General features: G+C 39.9%; 14 protein-coding genes. 2 read left to right on the top strand and 12 right to left on the bottom strand.

The window, feature by feature from the left end; translation table 11 throughout:
- Positions 1 to 9: 9 nt before the first annotated feature.
- Positions 10 to 1,689, top strand: coding sequence for a PNGase F N-terminal domain-containing protein (locus tag AC1DDX_RS12700; RefSeq protein ID WP_172660286.1), 1,680 nt, complete (start codon positions 10 to 12; stop codon positions 1,687 to 1,689).
- Here AC1DDX_RS12700 and AC1DDX_RS12695 read toward each other — a convergent pair.
- The 9 genes from AC1DDX_RS12695 to AC1DDX_RS12655 form a co-directional block, all read right to left on the bottom strand.
- Positions 1,602 to 2,429 (bottom strand): hypothetical protein, encoded by an 828-nt coding sequence (locus AC1DDX_RS12695; RefSeq protein ID WP_477622113.1) that lies wholly within the window; start codon positions 2,427 to 2,429, stop codon positions 1,602 to 1,604. The genes AC1DDX_RS12700 and AC1DDX_RS12695 overlap by 88 nt on opposite strands.
- A gap of 151 nt (positions 2,430 to 2,580) precedes the next feature.
- Positions 2,581 to 3,033, bottom strand: a complete 453-nt coding sequence (locus tag AC1DDX_RS12690; protein ID WP_172660284.1) for a QcrA and Rieske domain-containing protein — start codon at positions 3,031 to 3,033, stop codon at positions 2,581 to 2,583.
- 16 nt (positions 3,034 to 3,049) lie between these two features.
- Positions 3,050 to 3,988: a DUF5777 family beta-barrel protein gene (locus AC1DDX_RS12685; RefSeq protein ID WP_172660283.1), complete on the bottom strand. Its 939-nt coding sequence runs from the start codon at positions 3,986 to 3,988 to the stop codon at positions 3,050 to 3,052.
- Between the two features lie 8 nt (positions 3,989 to 3,996).
- A complete protein-coding gene (locus AC1DDX_RS12680; protein WP_172660282.1) occupies positions 3,997 to 4,551 on the bottom strand; it encodes a YceI family protein in 555 nt (184 codons plus the stop codon).
- Positions 4,552 to 4,777: 226 nt separating this feature from the next.
- Positions 4,778 to 4,954, bottom strand: coding sequence for a hypothetical protein (locus AC1DDX_RS12675; protein WP_048906218.1), 177 nt, complete (start codon positions 4,952 to 4,954; stop codon positions 4,778 to 4,780).
- Between the two features lie 137 nt (positions 4,955 to 5,091).
- Positions 5,092 to 6,174, bottom strand: a complete 1,083-nt coding sequence (locus tag AC1DDX_RS12670; RefSeq protein ID WP_172660281.1) for a Gfo/Idh/MocA family protein — start codon at positions 6,172 to 6,174, stop codon at positions 5,092 to 5,094.
- Entirely contained in the window at positions 6,156 to 7,610 is a 1,455-nt protein-coding gene (locus AC1DDX_RS12665; RefSeq protein WP_172660280.1) for a Gfo/Idh/MocA family protein, read from the bottom strand. Before AC1DDX_RS12665 ends, AC1DDX_RS12670 begins: the two co-directional genes overlap by 19 nt.
- Before the next feature lie 101 nt (positions 7,611 to 7,711).
- Positions 7,712 to 11,173, bottom strand: a complete 3,462-nt coding sequence (locus AC1DDX_RS12660; RefSeq protein WP_337718226.1) for a 3-keto-alpha-glucoside-1,2-lyase-like domain-containing protein — start codon at positions 11,171 to 11,173, stop codon at positions 7,712 to 7,714.
- Between the two features lie 49 nt (positions 11,174 to 11,222).
- Positions 11,223 to 12,512: a Gfo/Idh/MocA family oxidoreductase gene (locus AC1DDX_RS12655; RefSeq protein ID WP_477612341.1), complete on the bottom strand. Its 1,290-nt coding sequence runs from the start codon at positions 12,510 to 12,512 to the stop codon at positions 11,223 to 11,225.
- 384 nt (positions 12,513 to 12,896) lie between these two features.
- Between AC1DDX_RS12655 and AC1DDX_RS12650 the strand changes: the two genes are divergently transcribed.
- On the top strand, positions 12,897 to 14,165 hold the full coding sequence (locus AC1DDX_RS12650) for an ROK family protein (RefSeq protein ID WP_172660277.1): 1,269 nt from the start codon (positions 12,897 to 12,899) through the stop codon (positions 14,163 to 14,165).
- A gap of 131 nt (positions 14,166 to 14,296) precedes the next feature.
- Here the strand turns inward: AC1DDX_RS12650 and AC1DDX_RS12645 are convergent, their stop codons facing one another.
- The 3 genes from AC1DDX_RS12645 to AC1DDX_RS12635 form a co-directional block, all read right to left on the bottom strand.
- Positions 14,297 to 15,829, bottom strand: a complete 1,533-nt coding sequence (locus tag AC1DDX_RS12645; protein WP_172660276.1) for a RagB/SusD family nutrient uptake outer membrane protein — start codon at positions 15,827 to 15,829, stop codon at positions 14,297 to 14,299.
- Between the two features lie 11 nt (positions 15,830 to 15,840).
- Entirely contained in the window at positions 15,841 to 19,239 is a 3,399-nt protein-coding gene (locus AC1DDX_RS12640) for a TonB-dependent receptor (RefSeq protein WP_288883927.1), read from the bottom strand.
- 43 nt (positions 19,240 to 19,282) lie between these two features.
- Positions 19,283 to 20,405: FecR family protein (locus AC1DDX_RS12635; RefSeq protein ID WP_477622112.1), on the bottom strand; the 1,123-nt coding region annotated here is incomplete at its 5' end.

Here is a 20,405-nt window from a genome sequence, read left to right as displayed (position 1 = left end):
TTATGCCCCATGAGAGTAGTTCTATTAGGGTTTGCACTATTTTTAATCAGTGCTCCATCGTTTTCACAAATAAACACAAAAGCCAAGGAAGCTGTTGTTACCTATGGATTCCGAAATAACGGAAAAGAAACAAAGGCAGAGCAAAAAATGTTCGTTAAAGGTAACCAGGTACATCTGGTACCTCAGGGTCGTCAGACCGAACAGCAGTATCTGCAAATTGCTCAAAAGGCAAGTTATCAGATACAAAACAGCAATGCTATAGCATACACACTTAAAAAGCCCTTCTCTGAATACGTAAAACCAGAATTGCTTCCAGGAATAGACACAATATTGGGCATTCCCTGTAAAAAGGCTAAAGTCTTTGTTCGTTCCAACACCATCGAGGTGTGGTATACAAACGACCTTAAAATTAAAGGAACACCAAGCATTTCAATTGCCCCCGAATTAGGCTTAGTTCTTAAAACCATTCGTAATGGTAATTCCGAAACCTTTGCAAAGAACATCGAGTACCGTACAGTAACCCCCGAAGAACTTGCCTGGCCAAAAAGCTGGGGTACCATGTTAGATGAACCAGCATACCAGCGACAAGTAATCGAAAGCCGCTACACTACGCTTACCATTTTCAATAATGAGCAGATTAGTTTTGGCAACAAAACAGAAAATCCTGTCGGAGAACAATCTAATGTCACTTACCATTTCTCTGGTGGAACTGTTATTCTTAAGAAAGTAAAGCTACCGCCAACAAAAGTTGGTCAACAATTATTTATCGAATTAGCACAACATTCTAACGGGGACGCATATGACCGTACAGGTTCTGTGTTTATGATCCCTACCGACAAATCCATCTCTTATCTTAATGCTTTGCAGAGCGGTATTCAGGTACTTCCTGTTTATTCAGCCAGAAATGGAAAGAAATACCAAGGAGTTACGGCTACCGACAACTATTTACCTCCGCTTGAGTTAATGCGTTTTTTCACTTCTTTTGGGGTAAACCATTTTAATCCACAGGCAAAAATAAAAGGGTATAACTGGGCCGATTCGGTTGTCTACAAACAGGATATCACATCCTTATTACCGCGTTTGCAAGGAGAAGTGTGGATAGGCGTTTTTATAGGAAACTATGATAAAGGCGGACATAAAGCCAGTCTGTACTTCAAATACTATCCAGGCTATGAGGGCGAAAGTCAAAAAGAGGAAAAGAAATGGTTAATGCCTGCTTTTAACACAACCAATTTAATGGAAATGTCGGGACAGGAATACGGCACAATGTTCGATCAGGATTCTCTTACCGTAACTGTGGAGATCCCGCAAGGTGTAAAAAACCTAAAAATGAGATATCTTACAACTGGTCACGGTGGCTGGGGTGGCGGAGATGAATTTGTACCAAAACAAAACGAAATCTTTATGGATGGCAAAAGAGTATATCACTTTATTCCATGGCGAGAGGATTGTGCAACATACAGATATTTAAACCCTGCTTCAGGCAATTTTGGGAATGGTTTGTCCTCTTCGGATCTTAGCCGCTCTAACTGGTGTCCTGGAACAATTACCTTACCTGTTGAAATCCCTTTACCGGATCTTAAACCTGGCAAACACACCTTTCAGGTAGCAATACCGTTAGGGAAACCAGAGGGAGGAAGTTTTAGCGCCTGGAATGTATCAGGAACGTTAATTGGCGATAAAGAATAAAATAAAAAAGGCATCCGGAATTGGATGCCTTTTTTATTACTTTTAATATAAGTTTTGTTGCCATTTTTGTTGATGTAATATTTACCTCCACGCGGGCCGGTATAAATTACTTCAGAATTAGGGCCTTTCAGCGTTCTATCTACAGTTGGCTTATAATCTTTATTAGCAGCATTGGCAACAGCGGTAGTTGTTTGTTTTTTCACTGTTGTTACTTCCTTTTTAACTTCCTTCACAGGAGCCTCTGCTTTTTCTTTGGCAGCTGTAGCAGAAAAACGCTTATCCGGTGTGCCATCTTTTTTAAGTTTTATATCACTAGCTGGAGCTGCAGCTGTTTTCGCAAAACGTTTATCGGGCGTACCATCTTTTTTTAATCTTGCTCCTGCAGTGGTTGCTTCTGCTTTAGCTTTAGTTTTTGCAGTTGTAGTTTCTTTTTTAACCTTTTCGGTTGCATCTTTTTTTGCATCGGCTGTTGCTTTGGTCTTAGCAGTTGCTTCTTYTTTAGCGTCAGCTTTAGCCTTTGCTGCTTCTTTCTTTGCGGTTGCTGTTGCTTCTTTTTTAGCATCAGCCTTAGCCTTTGCAGCTTCCTTCTTCGCCTCAGCAGCAGTCTCTTTAGCTTTCGAAGTTTCTTTTTTTGCTTTTGTTGTCGCTGCTTTTTTAGCAGTAGCAGTTGAAGCAGTTTGTGCCATACTTAAGCTCACACAGAAACTGAGCATAGCAATTAGTGAAAGTAGTTTTTTCATAACTTTTTAAATAGCTGATTGAATATCTGTTACTCTGCTGTCAGATTAGCCTAATAACTATGTACAATTTACATATATCGTACCAACATTATCAAGAAATCTAAATAAATATTTTCATTAAAAGAAATGAAGCTACTAAAAGGGATAATTACTATGCAATGGTAGCTGTAAGTTTGCTTCCGCTAATAGCTGTGCTATAAATTTTCAGCGTTCTTGTATTTCCGGTCGTACCTTGTGGTCCCTGAAGTACGGATCCATTGGTAGCGTATTCAGAAAAGTGCAACTGACATTGTATTTTATTATCTGCCTGTTTCCATACCAAGCTACCTCCCTGATGCGGACAAATAGATTCTGTTGCTACAAATGCTGCAGCAGTATTTCCATCAGCTATCCTAAAAAACAATACGCCATTTACTTTCGCCTGGTCACCCACAGCCTTTAGTTGAGTTGAAAGATCTACTGTGGCAGTATTATTTCCTGGTCCTGGATCAGGTTTGTCGTCAGGACCATCATTTCCACTTTTTCCACAGCTCGAAAGGCATGTTCCTGTGCAAACCAATGCAAGGCCAAGCCCTAATGATTTGATAAATTCGTCACGTTCCATAGTTTTTGATTTTAGTTTAGTAAATTTTTGATTTCTTGTCCGGATCCTGATTTTTTGACTTAAACAGGGTAAAGTTTCTTGATATAGTGAAGCCAAAACGAACCCCGCCTTTGCTCCACGATTTTTTAGTATTTGGAATGAAATTATTTTCCACTATATACTCCGAATTCATGAAGTTTAAAGAGAAAATATGCCCTCCGGTTTCTATTTCCAAACCAACACCAAATGGATTGTAATAAGTTTCCGTTAAATCTTTGGGTCTCGATAATCCATTTACAACAGTGTAATCGGCAATAAAAGAAAGTCGTTTAGTAATTTTCATTCTTCCCGCAAAACCAAGGGAAAACAGGTTTTTGGAATCACCGCTATCCTCAATATTATTTCGCACTAAAAACCCTGGCATTACCTCAAGAGAGAGGCGCGATGAAAACTTACGTGATATAATAGATTGAAAGAAATAAGAGAATCTGTCACTATATTGTCCAAACTCGCCATCATTAAATGGCTCCCTGGCAATCCAGCCAAGCTGGGCAAAGAGGGTCATATTAATCGGCATCGAACTATTACTCTTCTGTTTTAGCAGCTTGTACTTACCCGAAAAGTTGAAAAGTTCGTCTTGCTTACTTCTTCCTATTGCAACAGTAAAATCATCGGTAACCCCATAATCCAATCCAATAAACAAATCTGTTGCAACATCCAGGCCGTATAAAGTGTGTGCACTTCCAAAACGTCCGCCTATATCACCAAAATGGTGACGGATCCTGAGATCCAGATCATGTTTCTTTTGAGTTTCACTTGAGTGAGATAAAACTACATGTGTTGACTTAAAGGCGGCATCTACAGTAGTAGCTACACCCCCGCTGTCCAGGGCTTTTAACAATGAGTCCGCTTCCTGAGCTCGAGCATGCAGTGTAAAAAGCGAAAAGGAAATCAGTAAATATTTAATCTTATTCATGGGTTTGGTTATTTTAATGAATTGAACTTACCTTCAGCTTTTATCGTAATAAACTCAGCAATCTTGGTAAACACCAGCTTTGGTATTTTAATATCATGATCCACACAGGCAACTTTAAATTCTGTACTGATTTGTACAACCCCATTGGTTACGGTTACTTTTCCTGGAATTGTTCGTTTCTTATCTACTCCATGTACAGAAAGAATACCTGTAACCGTTACAGCATAATTACCATCTTTGGTAAAATCCACTGGCTGGTCTATCACCCCTTTAAATTTTGCATAAGGATATTTGTCACTCTCTATATAATTTTCGTTGAAATGCTCCTGCATAAGCTTTCTGTCAAACTCAAGCGTCTTAACGGCTAGCTGCACAACTATTTCTCTGGTTTTGGCAACAAGAACAGCATTACCGTTATCGCTTACAGCCCTTATATCCTCTAGCGGTGTAGATGAGAATAAGCCTATTCTAATATTTTTGCTCACAAAGTTCTGCGCCCCGGCACTAAAATGCAGCAGCATGAGTACCACCAACAATCGGGTTATTTTTCTTATCCTATTCATATTTAATTGAGCTACTGCCTTATTTAAGTTTTAATGAACTTATATCTCCTAGTACGGAGTAAGAAACAACAAGGTTGCCTGGGCAGTAAATATTTTCACATTTGCACGTCGCTATCACCACCACGTCATCCTGACCTCGCAGCTTCTTCGAGGTCAGAATGACGATGGCATAAAACAAAAAAAGGCCCGCAATCTCTTGCAGGCCTTTCGTATAATTCAAATAATACTATTTAGCATTTTTCTTCTCAGTAACCTCAGTACGGATCTCTTGAGCAAGTCCTTTTAGATCCTGCATTGCTTTACGAACTCTAGTACCGGCTGCGCCATTACCTGAATTATAAAATTTGTCTGCATCTGCTTCGATTCCAGCAATAAGTTGTTTAAGTTTTGAAAATTTTTCCATGTTTTTCTTAAGTTAAGATTTTAAAAATATTTGATATAACGCTCTAAAGGTAATAATTATTGGATTTGCACCAAATCAATGTTTCATAATCTCTAATCATTTTTTCCACATCCTATTCCCATTGTTAATAAAAATGACTACAACACCACCATTTGCCCTGTCCTCACCGATTCATCACAGGCAAATGCAATCCTTAAACTATTAACCGCATCTTCAGTTGCATCAGTAAGGTCCAGATCTTCCTGAATAGCTCTCAGAAAAAAGCGTTGCTCACGATTACATAGTTCCTGATGATCCGGTTCATCTTTAAGATCAACCCACTCATCGGTCCTGGCAAACTCATCATCTTTATCCAGATCAGCATAATGTACTTTTATTGATTCTGTTTTAGTATGTGAATCAATTGAATCTGATTTTCCTGATTTCGATGCTTCTTTGGCAACTATAGATACCGCGCCCTTCGGGCCAAAAACATCTTTAATAAAAAAGGCTGTTTCACTAACCATTGGGCCCCAGCCTGCTTCGTACCAGCCAACTGAACCATCCTCAAAACGAATTTGAAGTTGCCCGTAATTGTAATTCCATTCAGGTATTTCATCGGTAAGCCGGGCACCAATAGCACTTACCTGAACAGGCCTTGATCTGGTCATCTGGCACATCACATCAATATAATGCACCGCACAGTCTACTATGGGGCTTAAACTTTTCATCAGGTTACGGTGTACGGTCCATTTCGAACCATGGCTTTGCTGATTCAGGTTCATCCGCATTACCAGTGGTTTACCCATTTGCTGCGAAAGTTCAATAAACTTCTCCCATGAAGGGTGATAACGCAATATATAACCAACAACCAGTTTCTTACCGGCCTTTCTCGCAGCTTCAGCAACACGCTCCGCACCTTCTACAGAATCCGCCAGAGGCTTCTCTATAAATACGTGGCAGCCGCTCTCCAGTGCTTTAACGGCAAAAGCCTCATGAGTATCCGGATAAGTAGAAATGCAAACTGCATCAGGCTTTGTAGCCTCAAGCGCCTCATAAAAATCACTGAACAGCCGATAACCTCCACCCAGCTTTTCATTTACAACAACCTTACTGTTACCGGTCGATACAATTCCACATATTTCAAAGCCGTCTAAGGTGTGATAGGCCATAGCATGAGATTTACCCATGTTACCGCATCCAACAACCAGAACACGCAAATTTACACTCCCAAACTCCATCCTGCACGATAATTACGTTTAACAAATTGGTTCACCTCATCAAAGTTAGTAACCTTAAGATTCGCTTTATCCCAGATCAGTTTAATGTCTCTGCCTGGATAACTGATTCCACCATCAGCATTTCTCCGCTGAACATCGGTTCCTCTAATGGCCAGGTTTGCTATTAATAGCGTTTCTGTAAGCGGTCCTGCAATTTCAAAAGGAGAACTTAATTCTATCTTTCCATAACCTGCAATCGCAGCTTCGGCCCATTGTGTATAATGGCCATCTTCACCACCTGGTACCCTAGGGGTTTTCTGTTTAGTATGATCATGCTCATTCCTTGATAAAGGCAGCAATCTCGGGTTAGATCCATAAACATCACAGATCATTTTTCCTTTGGTTCCTTCAAACAATACACCATTATCGCCAAATGCCTCATTAGGTCCTAACTCTACCGGACGCACGGGCTTAATACCACCGTCCATCCAGTGAAGCTGTAAATCACCTTTCGTTCTTTTCGTTCCCTTAAAGGTCATGATCACGTGACTTGATGGCGGACAACTTTCAGGGAAATACCCCCTCTTAAATTCATCCACATACACACTACCCACACTGCATTGAACATCAAGAGGCGTATCAAGACCTAAAATGCTAAATGGAGGTTCTACAAGGTGACAACCCATATCGCCAATTGCACCTGTACCATAATCCCACCAGCCTCTCCAGTTAAACGGAACCATTTTGTCTATATAAGGCTTATATGGGGCACTGCCCAACCACAAATCCCAATCCAATTCTTTAGGAACAACACCATTAGTAGCAGGCCACGAAATTCCCTGAGGCCAAACAGGGCGGTCAGTCCAGCAGTATACGGTATGTACCTTACCTATTAAACCAGCCTCGCACCAATCCTTCAATTGCCTTACTCCGTCACCAGAAGCACCCTGATTACCCATTTGTGTAACTACCTGATAGCGTTTTGCCGCTTCAGTTAATACACGTGCTTCATAAATATCATGTGTTAAAGGCTTCTGAACATAAACATGTTTACCAAGCTGCATTGCAGCCAGGGCTATCATAGCATGATTATGATCTGGTGTAGAAACTACAACACCATCAATGTTTTTCGATTCCTTGTCAAGCATCTGGCGATAGTCTTTATAATACTTCGCCTTCGGAAATCTCTTAACAGAACCAGCGGCCCTTCTATCATCAACATCACATAAAAATGCAATATCAGATTTACCACCTTTATAAATATTCGCTATATCACTTTCACCTTTTCCACCAACACCAACGCCGGCAACCTGTAAACGATCGCTCGGCGCTAAAAATCCTTTTCCTCCCAATACATGTCGGGGCACGATCATAAAACCAGCGGCTGCAAGCGCGCTGGTTTTAATAAAGTTTCTTCTAGAATTATCTGCTGATGAGTTTAACTTATCTTCAGTCATGTTTTTTATTATTATATTTTTTTGCTAGTCCGACTTTCTCTTGCAAGATCCTGAAATAAATTTAGGATGACGATCGATTAAAGCTAAAAATAGAAATCCTACTATTTCTTAGCTGCAGCTTTTTTGCTTGCAGGGGCTTTAGCCGACTCTTTTTTACTTAAATCTTTGATTCTTATGTTTCTGAATTCTACAGGAGAGCCATGTCCAAGGAAACCAATGTGGCCGCTGTCGCGTAATAAACCCGGATGTTCCTTACCATCTGCAGCACCATTCTTTCTAGCCTCAGTAATGTCGCCATCAAGAATTACGGTACCATTAAGGATCACTTTAATTTTAGGGCCTTTTACGACAACTTCTTCATAATTCCATTCGCCAACTGGTTTAAGGAAACCTCTTTTTGCTGGTAAAGTGCCATATACAGAACCATGGTACTGATACACATGAAGGTCTTTATATATTGGAGCCTCATTATCTAAAATCTGAAGTTCCATACCTGTATAAGCAGCATCACCTTCTAAAGGTGCTCTAATGCCCAATCCGTTATTGGCACCTGGAGTTAATTTAAATTCAAAACGGTAAATAAAGTCGCTAAATTCCTCTTTAGTAAATAAGTTACCACCTGAACCTTTTCCTGGTTTAGGACGAATCGCAATATTTCCATCCTCAATAGTATAATCAACTGTGTTACCTGTCCAACTGTGCATGTTTGTACCATCAAACAGCACTTTATAACCTTCTTTTTTCTCTTGTGCACTTAACTCAAATGGTTTTGCACGAGGGATTTCTCTGATGTAAAGATCGCGATAAGCAACTGGCGAACCATGTGCTTGTAATTCGATTTGCTCTTCAGCAAAAATCGGAAGGCTTCTGTCCCAGTAGTTTTCAAGGATTACGTTATCAGTTACCAATACACCGTTTAAGTAAACGGTAACACGATCACCTTTCATCAAAATACGGAAGGTATTCCATTCGTCAAGTTTATTGTCAGCAACTTTAAGTGGCTTGCTTTCATTAGCCTGATTGTTGTATAAGCCACCAGAACCAACCTGAGCACCTACATTTGTACGGGCATTATCCCAGATTTGAACTTGTGGAGTACCACGCAAATAAATACCGGCATCACCCTCTCCTTTTTTATCATCAATAATTTTCCAGTCAACAAGCATTTCAAAATCACCATACTTTTTAACAGTAGCAAGGTTATTTCCATGACTCATGAACTGAAGCTCACCATTAACAGGTTTCCAGCTATCGCGTGCCTCGGCATCAGCTTTTTCCTGCTCAGCAGCAAGCGTTTTAGTATCCATTTTAGAACGCTTAATCGGATCTGCCACTAAACCTTTCCAACCGGTAAGGTCAGTTCCGTTGTACATAGACACAAAACCCTCACCTGCTTTCATTTCCGAAATGTATTTACGCATTCCTTCTTTCTGATAGCCACTATCACCACCGGTTATTACCTCGATGGTTTTGTTTAACAAACCTTTAACCAGGTCACCATTATATGTTCCGGCAAGTGTAATGTTCATTACTGCATTTGCAGCAGCTTGCTGTAAAGCAGCATCATCTAAATATTTACCGGCAAAAACAATTGCATTGAAACATTTAGCTTGCTCAACATCTTTTAAAATTTGTTGTTTTTGCTCATTGGTTTGAGCCACAGCCATCGCGTTGCGAAGTAATAACAACTTCTGCTCCGCAGGATAAACACCTTCTCTAACCGAACGCAGGTATCCGTTGATAGCAGTATTCAGGAAAGCAGTATTTTTAGTCTCACGTGCAATCTTAATTAATTCAGGAGCTGCACTGGCATCAACCCATGCAGACAATGCGTCTAACGCAGCTTTTTGAGTTTGCTCGTTACCTGATGCAAAAGCATCAGTAACCGCCTTTAACGATTTCTCGCCACCTAAACTTGCCAGAACTTTGTAGAAAAGTAATCTCTTGTTTTCAGGTGCCGAAGCCATTTGTTGTAGTACTGCATCAACCTGTTGTGAATTGTCACCACCACCACTTACTGCAGCAATAATAGCTTCCTGTACAGCAGTTTCCTGAGCTCCAGAGCTTTCATTCAATAAAGTAAACAATTGAGGTAAATTCTCTTTCACAACAACGTGACTTAAAGCAGCGTATGCAGCTTGTTGTACTTCAGGATTTTTACTTTTTAACTGATCATAAACTGTATTTAACTGACCGTTTGCAGCACGCGAAGCAAGCAAATTGATTAATGCAACCTGTACATTTGGTTTCGCAGATGGAATAGCAGCAGCAATCTTTTCGGTAATTCCTGTTCCTTTCATTCTGTGAATGGCGTTAGAAACCGCAGTCACATTAGCAGTATCACCTTTGCTTGCCAACTTAAGCAAATCATCAAGCACCTGGTCCTGACCAATATTAACAGCAGCATTTATTGCAGCTAGCTTTACAGTCTCATTCTTACTTTTAAGCAACTTAATTACCGCTGGTAAAGCTTCTTTAGCACCACTTTGGCCAAGCATACTTAAAATACCGGCTTTTCCATCATCATCAACTTTACCTAATTTCTTAACCCAAAGAGGTGTCGAAGCTGAGGTTACATATGGTACAGCAAATTTCAAAGCAGCAGCACGATATTCAGCATTTTTATCGCCTGCAGCATCTAAAAGGAGCTCCTGGTTATTGTCTTTATTTGCTTCAACCAATACTTTTAAAGCACCGGTACGCACACCTACCAATTCATCAGTGTTTACTTTGCCAGCTATATCTTTAGCAATTTTTTCAGCAAGTTCTTTATTGCCATTTTTAAGCAATTGTTCTGCGTAGATCAGGTAAACTGCGGCAGTATTAGTGTTTTCATATTTAAATCCACTTTTATCAGCAGCAGCGGCAAATACAGCTTCAGACGAAGGATCTGCAATATAAGCAAGTGCATACAATGCTACTTTAGCAACATTTGCATCGCCATCGGATGCCAAAGCATTGATAGGCTGAGCGGCTTCTTTAAAGCGGCTGTCGCCTAACGATTCTATAATCGAAAGTTTGGCAGCACCGTTCGCTTTTGCCAGGCCAGCCAATAAAGCTGCTTTCGAAGCCGGAGTATTGATTTTAACCAAAGCTCGTGCCGCAGGATCTGCCAGTTGGTCGTCAGTTAAATACCCTTGTATACAAGAAACCGCGTCATCTTTACCAACCAAATCAAACTGACTGATGATAAACGATTTATTTTGTTTATCAGTTAATTTATCTAAGGCTTTGCAATAAGCAGCAACCGCCATTTTTCTCCAGTCTTCTTTTCCATTCTGAGTGATGTAAGCAGAAAATCCGCCAACAGTATACTCAATTAATGAATTATTGCCTTTACCTGGGGCGCTAAGGCCACTTATTAAAGTTACATAACCCTCTTCTCCAAGATTGGCTATGTCGTTTACATTATTTTTAAATAGCTCAGCATCAGCCGCAGGCATCTGGGCAAGTAAATCAGCAATGCGGGTAGTTACGGTTCGTTCGTCTTTTTTTGCCTGTCCGTTTGCCACATCTTGCAGCATTACAACCGCCAACAGGATAAAGAATATCTTTTTTATCATTATGATATGTGTAAAATGTTAATCTGAATTGTTTAAATGAACTGCTTAATTAAATAGTAAAAGGTACACGCATTACTGGGTTAATTAATCTGTTAGCGCCTTCATCATCAATAAACTCTTGTTTTACCGGATCAAATTTTAACGAACGGCCCAACCTCAAGGCAATTAAACCGATGTTAACGATATTGCATGAACGATGTCCATTTTCTTCATTTAAAGCGAATTTCTGTCTGGTTTTAACAGATTCAACAAAGTCGGTCATTTGTGGTGTCGGATCAGGGAAAGCGGCCAGTTTACGCTCTAAATCCGGAATATCCGATTTAAAGCCCGGGTATAATTTACCTTTAGGTCCTTCAATGTAAGGCACGTTAGTATCCTTTCCTTCGCCATCTAAAATGATTTGACAACCATCAGCGTAAGTATAAGTTATCCTCCTCCATATTCCAACAGCATCAGTATGTTGTTGCGGAGCATCAATTTCAACAGAAACCGGACTGGTATCATCTTTACCTAAAAAGTACTGGATAGGGTCAATATAATGTTGTCCCATATCACTTAAGCCACCACCATCATAATCCCAGTAACCACGGAAGGTTTGATGAACCCTGTGTGCATTATATGGTTTATAAGGCGCAGGGCCAAGCCATCTGTCGTAATCCAATTCAGGAGGTACCGGCTGAGGCTCAAGGTGATCCTTACCTACCCAGTAAAACTTCCAATCATAACCTGTATGTTTACCTACAGTAACCTTTAAAGGCCAGCCCAACAATCCGCTGTCAACCAACTTCTTAATTGGTTTTACAGTTGTACCCATTCCATAAAAAGTATCTTTAAAGCGGAACCAGGTATTTAAACGGAACATTCTGCCATGTTTTTGAACAGCTTCCATTACACGTTTACCTTCTCCAATAGTATGGGTCATTGGTTTTTCACACCAAACATCTTTACCTGCATTTGCAGCATCAACTGCCATAATTCCATGCCAGTGAGGCGGAGTAGCAATGTGTACAATATCAACTTCAGGAAGTTTAATCAGTTCGCGATAATCGCTAAATGTTTTAACGCCTTTATCCAGCATAGATGTTGCCAAATCAAGGTGCCTTTTATCAACATCACAAACAGCAACTACCTGAGTTCCATCATATGTAAAATGACCACGTCCCATTGAGCCAACGCCTATTACAGCCTTGGTAAGCTTATCACTTGGTGCAATAAATCCTGTTCCTCCAAGTACATATCTTGGCACAATAGTAAATGCGGCAAGTCCTACAGCCGATTTCTTAATAAAATCTCTTCTCGAATTTTGGTTTTCTGGTTCTTTAGGTTGTTTAGGCTTCATATTTTCATTTATGTGTGAATTATATATTCAATTGTATTGTTTTCATATATCAGAGCTTCACTAAAATAACATATCACCGCACAGTTAGAATTAACTCGCAGTAAGTTCGTCGGGCTCATATTTGGTACAGAGTCAAATACCGGTTAAATATTGACTGTTGGATTCATTTTTTTTATGGTTCTTCAAGGTTAATATATATGGTTGTATGGGTATTCAATTTTTAATACCTCCAAAGGCACTGCTAAATCGAATACTTGCATTGTTAATATTAGCGAGAAATTGTCAAAAACACAAAACATTATTAATTTATTTACGTATTAAAAATACTTTTGTGATTTTTTAACATAAGTTATCTATATTTAACGAAATAGAGTAATTAAAGCTATGGATCTTCGTCTATTAAATAACATAACAAAACCAACACGCGATAAGCAGCTGATCTATAAATATCAGCTTGTGAAACATCTTTTTAATTTAGGGCCAAGTTCAGTTTCTGCATTATGTGATACCATGAACATGAGTACTCCAAGTATTTTAAAACTCATTACTAATTTAACTGACGAAGAATGGGTAGAAAAGAAAGGCTACGGAATATCTATGGGTGGCAGAAAGCCCGATTTATACGGCTTAAGGGATAGAAAAATCCTGATCCTCTGCATTGATATTGAATTATTTCATACCAAAATAGCAGTTATGGATAACAATTATAACTATATAGTTGATGCCAAAACCATCGCTTTGCCCATCTCAAAAAGCAGCAGATCCGATTTCTTTAGTATTTTAAGTACACATGTAGAGGGTATTCTAAAAGCTCAAAACATTACCAACGACCAACTAATTGGTTGTAGTGTTGGCATGCCCGGCTTAATTGATTCCGAAAAAGGCAAAAGCTATAGTTATTTTCTTAGCGATCAGGAAAACACCTCTTTAACGGCCGCATTTGAAACCACGCTGAAACTACCCGTTATTATACAGAACGATGTAAATGGATCATCAATGGCAGAATTTGCACATGGAATGGCAAAAGGTAAACAAAATGCTTTGATTCTGTTAATGGATTGGGGTGTTGGATTAGGAATTATAATGGATGGGAAATTAAGAAAAGGTGCCTGTGGTTTTTCAGGAGAGTTAGGCCATATCCCTTTTGTAGAGAATGGCGCATTGTGCTATTGCGGCAAACACGGTTGTCTGGAAACCATCGCTTCGGGCAATGCTTTATCAGAAATGGCAAAAGAAGGTATTTTATCGGGCAAAAACTCTATGCTCAATAAACTCTCTAACGAAGAATTACAAAGGATTGAACCTGATGTAATTATAGAAGCAGCAAATAAAGGCGATCAATATGCCATCCAGCTACTATCTAATATTGGCACTTATATGGGAAAGGGAATTGCTGTACTTATTCAGTTGTTTAATCCGGAACTGATTATTTTAAGCGGGAAAATTGCCGAGGCCAAACAATACATCACCCTGCCGATGCAACAGGCAATTAATACATATTGCATGACGCAAATCAGAGAGAGAACAACAATTGTATCATCTGAACTTGGCGAAAACTCAAGGCTTTTGGGTTATGCTACAACAGGTATTGATCATTTTTTGGAGGCTTGTATTAAGAAAGCCGGAAAATCAAAGTCCCGGCTTTCTGTTTAATAAACCGCTCGTCATCCTGAATTTACTTCAGGATCTCGTTTAAGCAGGTTTTGAATTACAATTCCGGGATCCTGAAATAAATTCAGGATGACGAATGCCTCAATACAACCGCCCTACTTTACTACCGCACTTTAATACCCCTTGTTCTGAATCAACTTAGGGTTTAAAGAAATTTCCCCGTCCGGAATCGGCAGCAGCTGATTTCTAATCAGATCATACCCATTCGCAAATTTCGTATCTATCAACTCCCCATTTGCTCCTTTTACCTGCTGTGGATAAATCTTAGGACCAATTTCCCACCTCCTAACATCATCCCAATACAAACCTTCCAATGCAAGCTCAATCCGGCGTTCTTTATGTAATTTCTCTCTCGCTTCCTCTAAACCTAATCCTGTCGACAAAGCAGGCAACTTAACATCCGTTCTTCCGTTTCTGATCTTGTTAATCAGCGCAATAGCTTCAGGAATATTCTTATTCTGACCCTCAATCAAAGCTTCAGCTTTAGACAATAACACATCAGCATACCTTAAAACAATAAAATTCAAAGGCGATTCAGATGCAATTACCTCCATGTTTTCTATGGTATACTTCCTTATTCCGAAGCCCACCTTTTGCCCAGTATGGTTCTTTATTTCAACCGGATACAACTGCCCCTGAAAATACGCTCCGGGTCTTAAAATCGTAAAATCCAATCTCGGATCTCTATTCTTGTACGGTTCCGCAGCATTAACCGGCGAACCATCCAACGTTTCATAAGCATCAACCAGATTTTGAACAGGTGCCACAGAATTCGATCCAATAATACCATACTTCAAATTTTGAGGCTGCCAGTACCTGTCAAATATACTCCCCTGCGAAAAAGGGCCACTCATAAACTGCACATCAAACAACACTTCCTGGTTATTTTCATTTGCCACCTGAAACAAGCCATAATAGCTAGGAAACAGATTATAAATACCCAAAGCAGTTATTTTATCAGCGTACTCCACTACTTTATCCCATTTCTTCTGATACAAATAAGCACGCATCTTCATTCCATACACAGCTCCCTTAGTAGCCCTGCCTTTTATCGGCGCTTCAACATCCAACCTTTCAATAGCAGCGTCATAATCAGCATGCACCTGAGCCCACGATGTTTCCAGATCGGCACGCTCAAGATTTCTTGATTCCTCAACAGAAATCGTTTTGGTAAAAATCGGAACACCACCATAAGTGTTTACCAGCAGCGAATAAAATACGCCCCTCAAAAAGTAAGCCTCGCCTTTCATTACCTCTTTGGTAGCATCGGGCATCGGAACTTTATCTACATTATCTAAAAAATAATTGGCTCTGTTAATGCCCTTATAGCAATCTCTCCAGCGCTCAATTACAATTCCTGCATCACCGGGCTGTATAGTACCGTTGCCCACCTGCATTTCCATTCCTTCCCAATGTGCCCACTGATAAGCATTTGGAGATGCAGCGTCCAGTCCGCCACCATAGCCATAAACATGCCTGCTCTGCAAAGTATTGTACACTCCATAAAGTGCCAGGTAAGTATCCCCCTCGCTTTTCCAAAAATTATCCTCTGTAATTCTATCTTCCGGTGTAACCTCCAAAAAGTCTTTAGTACAAGAAGAGAAGAACACAAGAATAACCGACAATAAACTAATTATACGTTTCATAATTTCTCTTATTAAAATTGTAAATTGACACCTAACGTACTGATAAAGGGTATTGGATAAAGGCCGCCGCCATCATCAAACGTATTTCTCTCCGGGTCAAACCCTTCATAATCACCCGAAACAAATGCAGGTAAATTTTGGAAATTAGCATATACACTTATTCCACCCATTTTTAAACTGTTTATCAGTTTTTTTGGCAATTGATAGCTCAGCTGTATATTTTTAATTTTAAAATAGGAAAGATTTGATACCCAGAACGATGACTCATACCTGTTCCACGTATCATTTACTTTAATATGAGGCAATGTATTGCTCCTGTTTTCAGGTGTCCACGCATCTCTCCAACGCTCGGTAATTACACCGCCCGATATCCCCAAAGGCTCGGCCCATCTGCTTTTTGTAAAAGCATTAACACCTGCRGCCCCAGTAGTTACCACATCTAAATTCCAGCTTTTATAGCTAAAACCAAGATTTAAACCAAAGGTGAACTTAGGAATTGTATTACCTAATGATTGCTTATCCTGATAATCCAAACGACCATCACCATTTACGTCCTCATATTTCAAATCTCCGGCAGTAGGCGTATAAGCATTGTTCGACATATGTTGCTTTGCCTCTTCATTTGTCTGATACACACCTTGGAATTTAAAGCCATAAAGCGATTGAAATGAATAACCCTCACGGATAAGGTATAGTTGATCAGGAGATTTCCCACCTCTAAATTTAGTTACCTCATTGGTTACATAGGTCAGGTTTCCGCCAACCCTATAGTTAAATGCATCATCTCCGTTTCTGGATTGATAGGAGATTGATGTTTCAAATCCCTTATTCGTCATCCTACCCACATTTTCTACCGGTGCACTCACTCCGCCTAAAATCTGAGGGATGGGCAACCGCACTAAAATATCTGATGTTTTTTTAGTAAAATAATCCATTTCAACATTTAGCTTTCCGCTAAACATCGTAAAATCAACACCAATGTTGGTACTCTCAGTGGTTTCCCACGAAATACTACGGTCTACCAGCGCAGTAATGGCTGCACCCGGCACCAAGGCACCGCCAAGGTTATAACTAGAACCATAATTCTGAGTAAGGGATAACAGATATGGATAATCTCCGGCAATTGCATTAATGTTCTGATTCCCCAAACGACCCCACGAAGCCCTTACTTTTAAATTCTGTATCGCTTTAAAATCCTTTAAAAAGCGCTCCTCACTTAATCTCCATCCGGCAGAAAAAGCAGGAAAAAAGCCCCACCTGTTGCCAGCACTGAATCTCGATGATGCATCGGCTCTTAAATTGGCCTCTAACAAATACTTCTCATTAAAGTTATAATTGATCCTGCCGAAATAAGACTGCATCCTCCATTCTGTCGTATTCCCATTAGCAAGCGGATTAAAAGTACCCGCATCTACCTCAGACAAGCCTTCTTTAGGAGGTCCCGACCGCTGACTCAGCATATTTTTTAACTGATTCTCTTCTACCTGCATACCCACAACGGCAGTTACGTTATGCACTTCATTAAATGTTTTATTAAAATCAAGCGTATTAAAAAAGGCCCAGTAAAATTGCTCATCATTCGTTCTCGAGTTATTGATGGTCGAAGGATAATCCAAAACACTTGTCTTAATACCACTATCGGTATATGCATAATTTAACTGATTAAATCTATCTCTCCTGTTGTTATTAAACTGACCAGAATAAAGCGACTTAAACGTAAGTTCAGGGGTAAACTTAATGGTAGCATTTAAACTCCCTTTTATAAAGTTGTTTGCATATTGTGTGCGCCCGTTATACATATCAGGCAATGGGTTCCTCGTATCCACTATTGGCTGACCTTTGTTTGGCCCGCTTAAATAAAGCGCCTGCGTTGCACCGAATTTGCCGTCACGGGTATATGGAGCAGTAAATGGATACCCCCCATTCTGCATCAGGTACATCACCCGGCTAATTTCATCATATGGCCTTTGCGTAATTTTTCTGGTTGCCTGTACCGTTCCTCCTATCTCCATCCACTTATTCACCTTACTGTTCATGTTCAGGTTTAACCCAAATCTCTTCGAATCAGTTTCTTTAATTATACCATCCTGATCCATATAATTAAACGACAAATAATAATTCTGACGCTCAGAGCCACCCTTTACAGAAACATTATGCTCCTGGATTGGGGCGGTGGTAAAAACTTCATCAAAGAAATTGGTGTTTGGATATAGAAAAGGATCTGTCCCATTTTCAAAAGCGCTAATCACTTCCTGAGGGAAAAGCGGGTCGCCACCATTATTGGCCACTGCTTTGTTCCATATCCCCATAAACTCCGCGCTATTGTCTATAATATCAAAACGACGGCCCAGTTTCTGAACCCCATAATATCCATTGTAAGATAATTGGGAAGGCGAATCATAACTGCCTTTTTTTGTAGTTACCAGCACTACCCCGTTTGCAGCCCTTGAACCATAAATGGCAGATGATGCAGCATCTTTAAGCACCGTCATAGAGGCAATATCGCTGGGATTCAGCTCATTTAAGTTTCCTTCAACTCCATCAATTAAAATCAAAGGGTTTGTGTTATTTAACGTTCCAAATCCACGAACCCTTAATGTTGCGCCGTCACTGCCCGGAGATCCCGAATTCTGACTTACCCATACGCCGGTTACCTTGCCCGACAATGCCTGCGAAGCATTTGTAATAGGCCGGTTATCCATTTCCTTGGTAAAGTCAACAGAAGATACAGCTCCGGTCAAATTCACTTTCTTTTGGGTACCATATCCTACCACTACTACTTCCTGCAGTGCAGACGTGTCTTCTAAAAGTGTAACATCAATGGTTTTATTTGTGGATACAGGAATTTCCTGAGTGGTGTATCCAACAAAACTAAATACCAGAACCCCATTATCTTCAGGAACTGAGATGCTGTATTTTCCGTCGTTTCCCGTAACAGCGCCGGCAGTTCCCCCTTTTACTTTTACACTTACCCCCGGCAAGGGCAAGCCTTTTGAATCTTTTACAATTCCAGATATTAATACCTGCATAGCGCTTTCCTGCATAATAGCAGCAGTTTTTTTAGCAAGTTTTTTCTTTACAACAACCGTATTCTTGGTAATCACATAGGTAAGCGGCTGGTCTTTAAAAACAGCATCAAGTGTTTCCTTAAGGGTTGCATTGGTTAATTTCACATTTACCGGATTTACATCTTTCAGCATGTCCGAATTAAAGGCAAAATCGTAGTTAGATTGTTTACTTATTTTTTTTAATACTACTTCCAGAGAGGCATTTTCTTCAGCAAGGGTGATTCTTTGTGCATATGCCGAAGCTGTGATCTGGGCAGTTAATAGTATCAGTAATAAACATAATATTCTCATTAGCCTTCTAAATAATATAGAAGGCGGTTTATAGGTTAGATCAATTTTCATGAATGTTTTGGTTTAAGGTTAATAGGTTTGATTCAGATAGTACTTAATTGCTAATTGTGACCTCCCTTCCTTTAATGTTGTATTTCATTGATTCTGTTAGCTGAAATAGTTCAAGTACCTCAGAAATGGTACTTTTACGAGATATTTTTGCACTGAAGTTCAGTCCCGACATATTACCCTTATACACAACAGTTACATCATACCAGCGAGAAAGCTTCACCATAATAAGCTGTATATTCTCTTTATTGAAAACAAAATCACCATTTTTCCAGGCCATGGCTTCTTCCAAATCGGCAGGCAAATTCTCCAGATTTTCTTTCTTTTTATTCCATCTCGCCAATCTGCCCGGCACAAGTCGTGTTCTATCAGCCCCCTTGATCACATCAAGTGAACCCTCAAATAAGGTTGTAGAAATGTCTTTATCTTCTTTGTAAGCAGAAACATTGAAGTGGGTACCCAAAACCTCTACTTTCATGTTGTCTACAAACACCCTGAAAGGTCTTTTTTTATCTTTTGCTACTTCAAAGTAAACCTCGCCACTTATGTCAACCCGCCTCTCATTACCTGCAAAAAGCACTGGATAGGTAATGGATGATTCAGCATTCAACAACGCTCTGGTCCCGTCGGGCAGCGTTACCTGATACTGACCGCTGCGAGGGGTGGCAATCACATTCTTGCCTACTTCGTTATTCCCACTTGCATTGCCATTTGACTGGCTGTAAACAACTTTACCATCTTCTGTTTTTGTTATTTTCAGGCCAGATTCCTCTGCTAATACTCCATTTCCTGCCTTATCTAAAACAATAATACTACCGTTGGCAAGTTTTAATGTTGCTTTGTTCCCACCCGGAGCAACATCATCCATCGGCTTATCTGCTATTTCATTGTTTTCTTTAAGAGGCTTATTATAAGAAATAAAGTAGTAAGCACCACCACACAGGAATGCACACAGTAAAATCACTGCGGCAATCCGTAAAATGTAGGAAATAGTATGCTTTGTTTTTTGTAAAGGCTTATCGGTGATATCCGTTTGCAAGCGCGTCCACACACTTGCCAGATCATGTTCGGCCAATTGCTCATCCAAATCAAAACCGCTGTCATTGATATTTTCATACCAATGCTCTACCAGCAGTTTTTCTTCATCTGAGCAAATACCTTCCTTATAT

The sequence above is a fragment of the Pedobacter sp. 10L46_2 genome (genome assembly GCF_056395165.1).
This window is presented reverse-complemented; position numbering and strand designations above follow the sequence as displayed.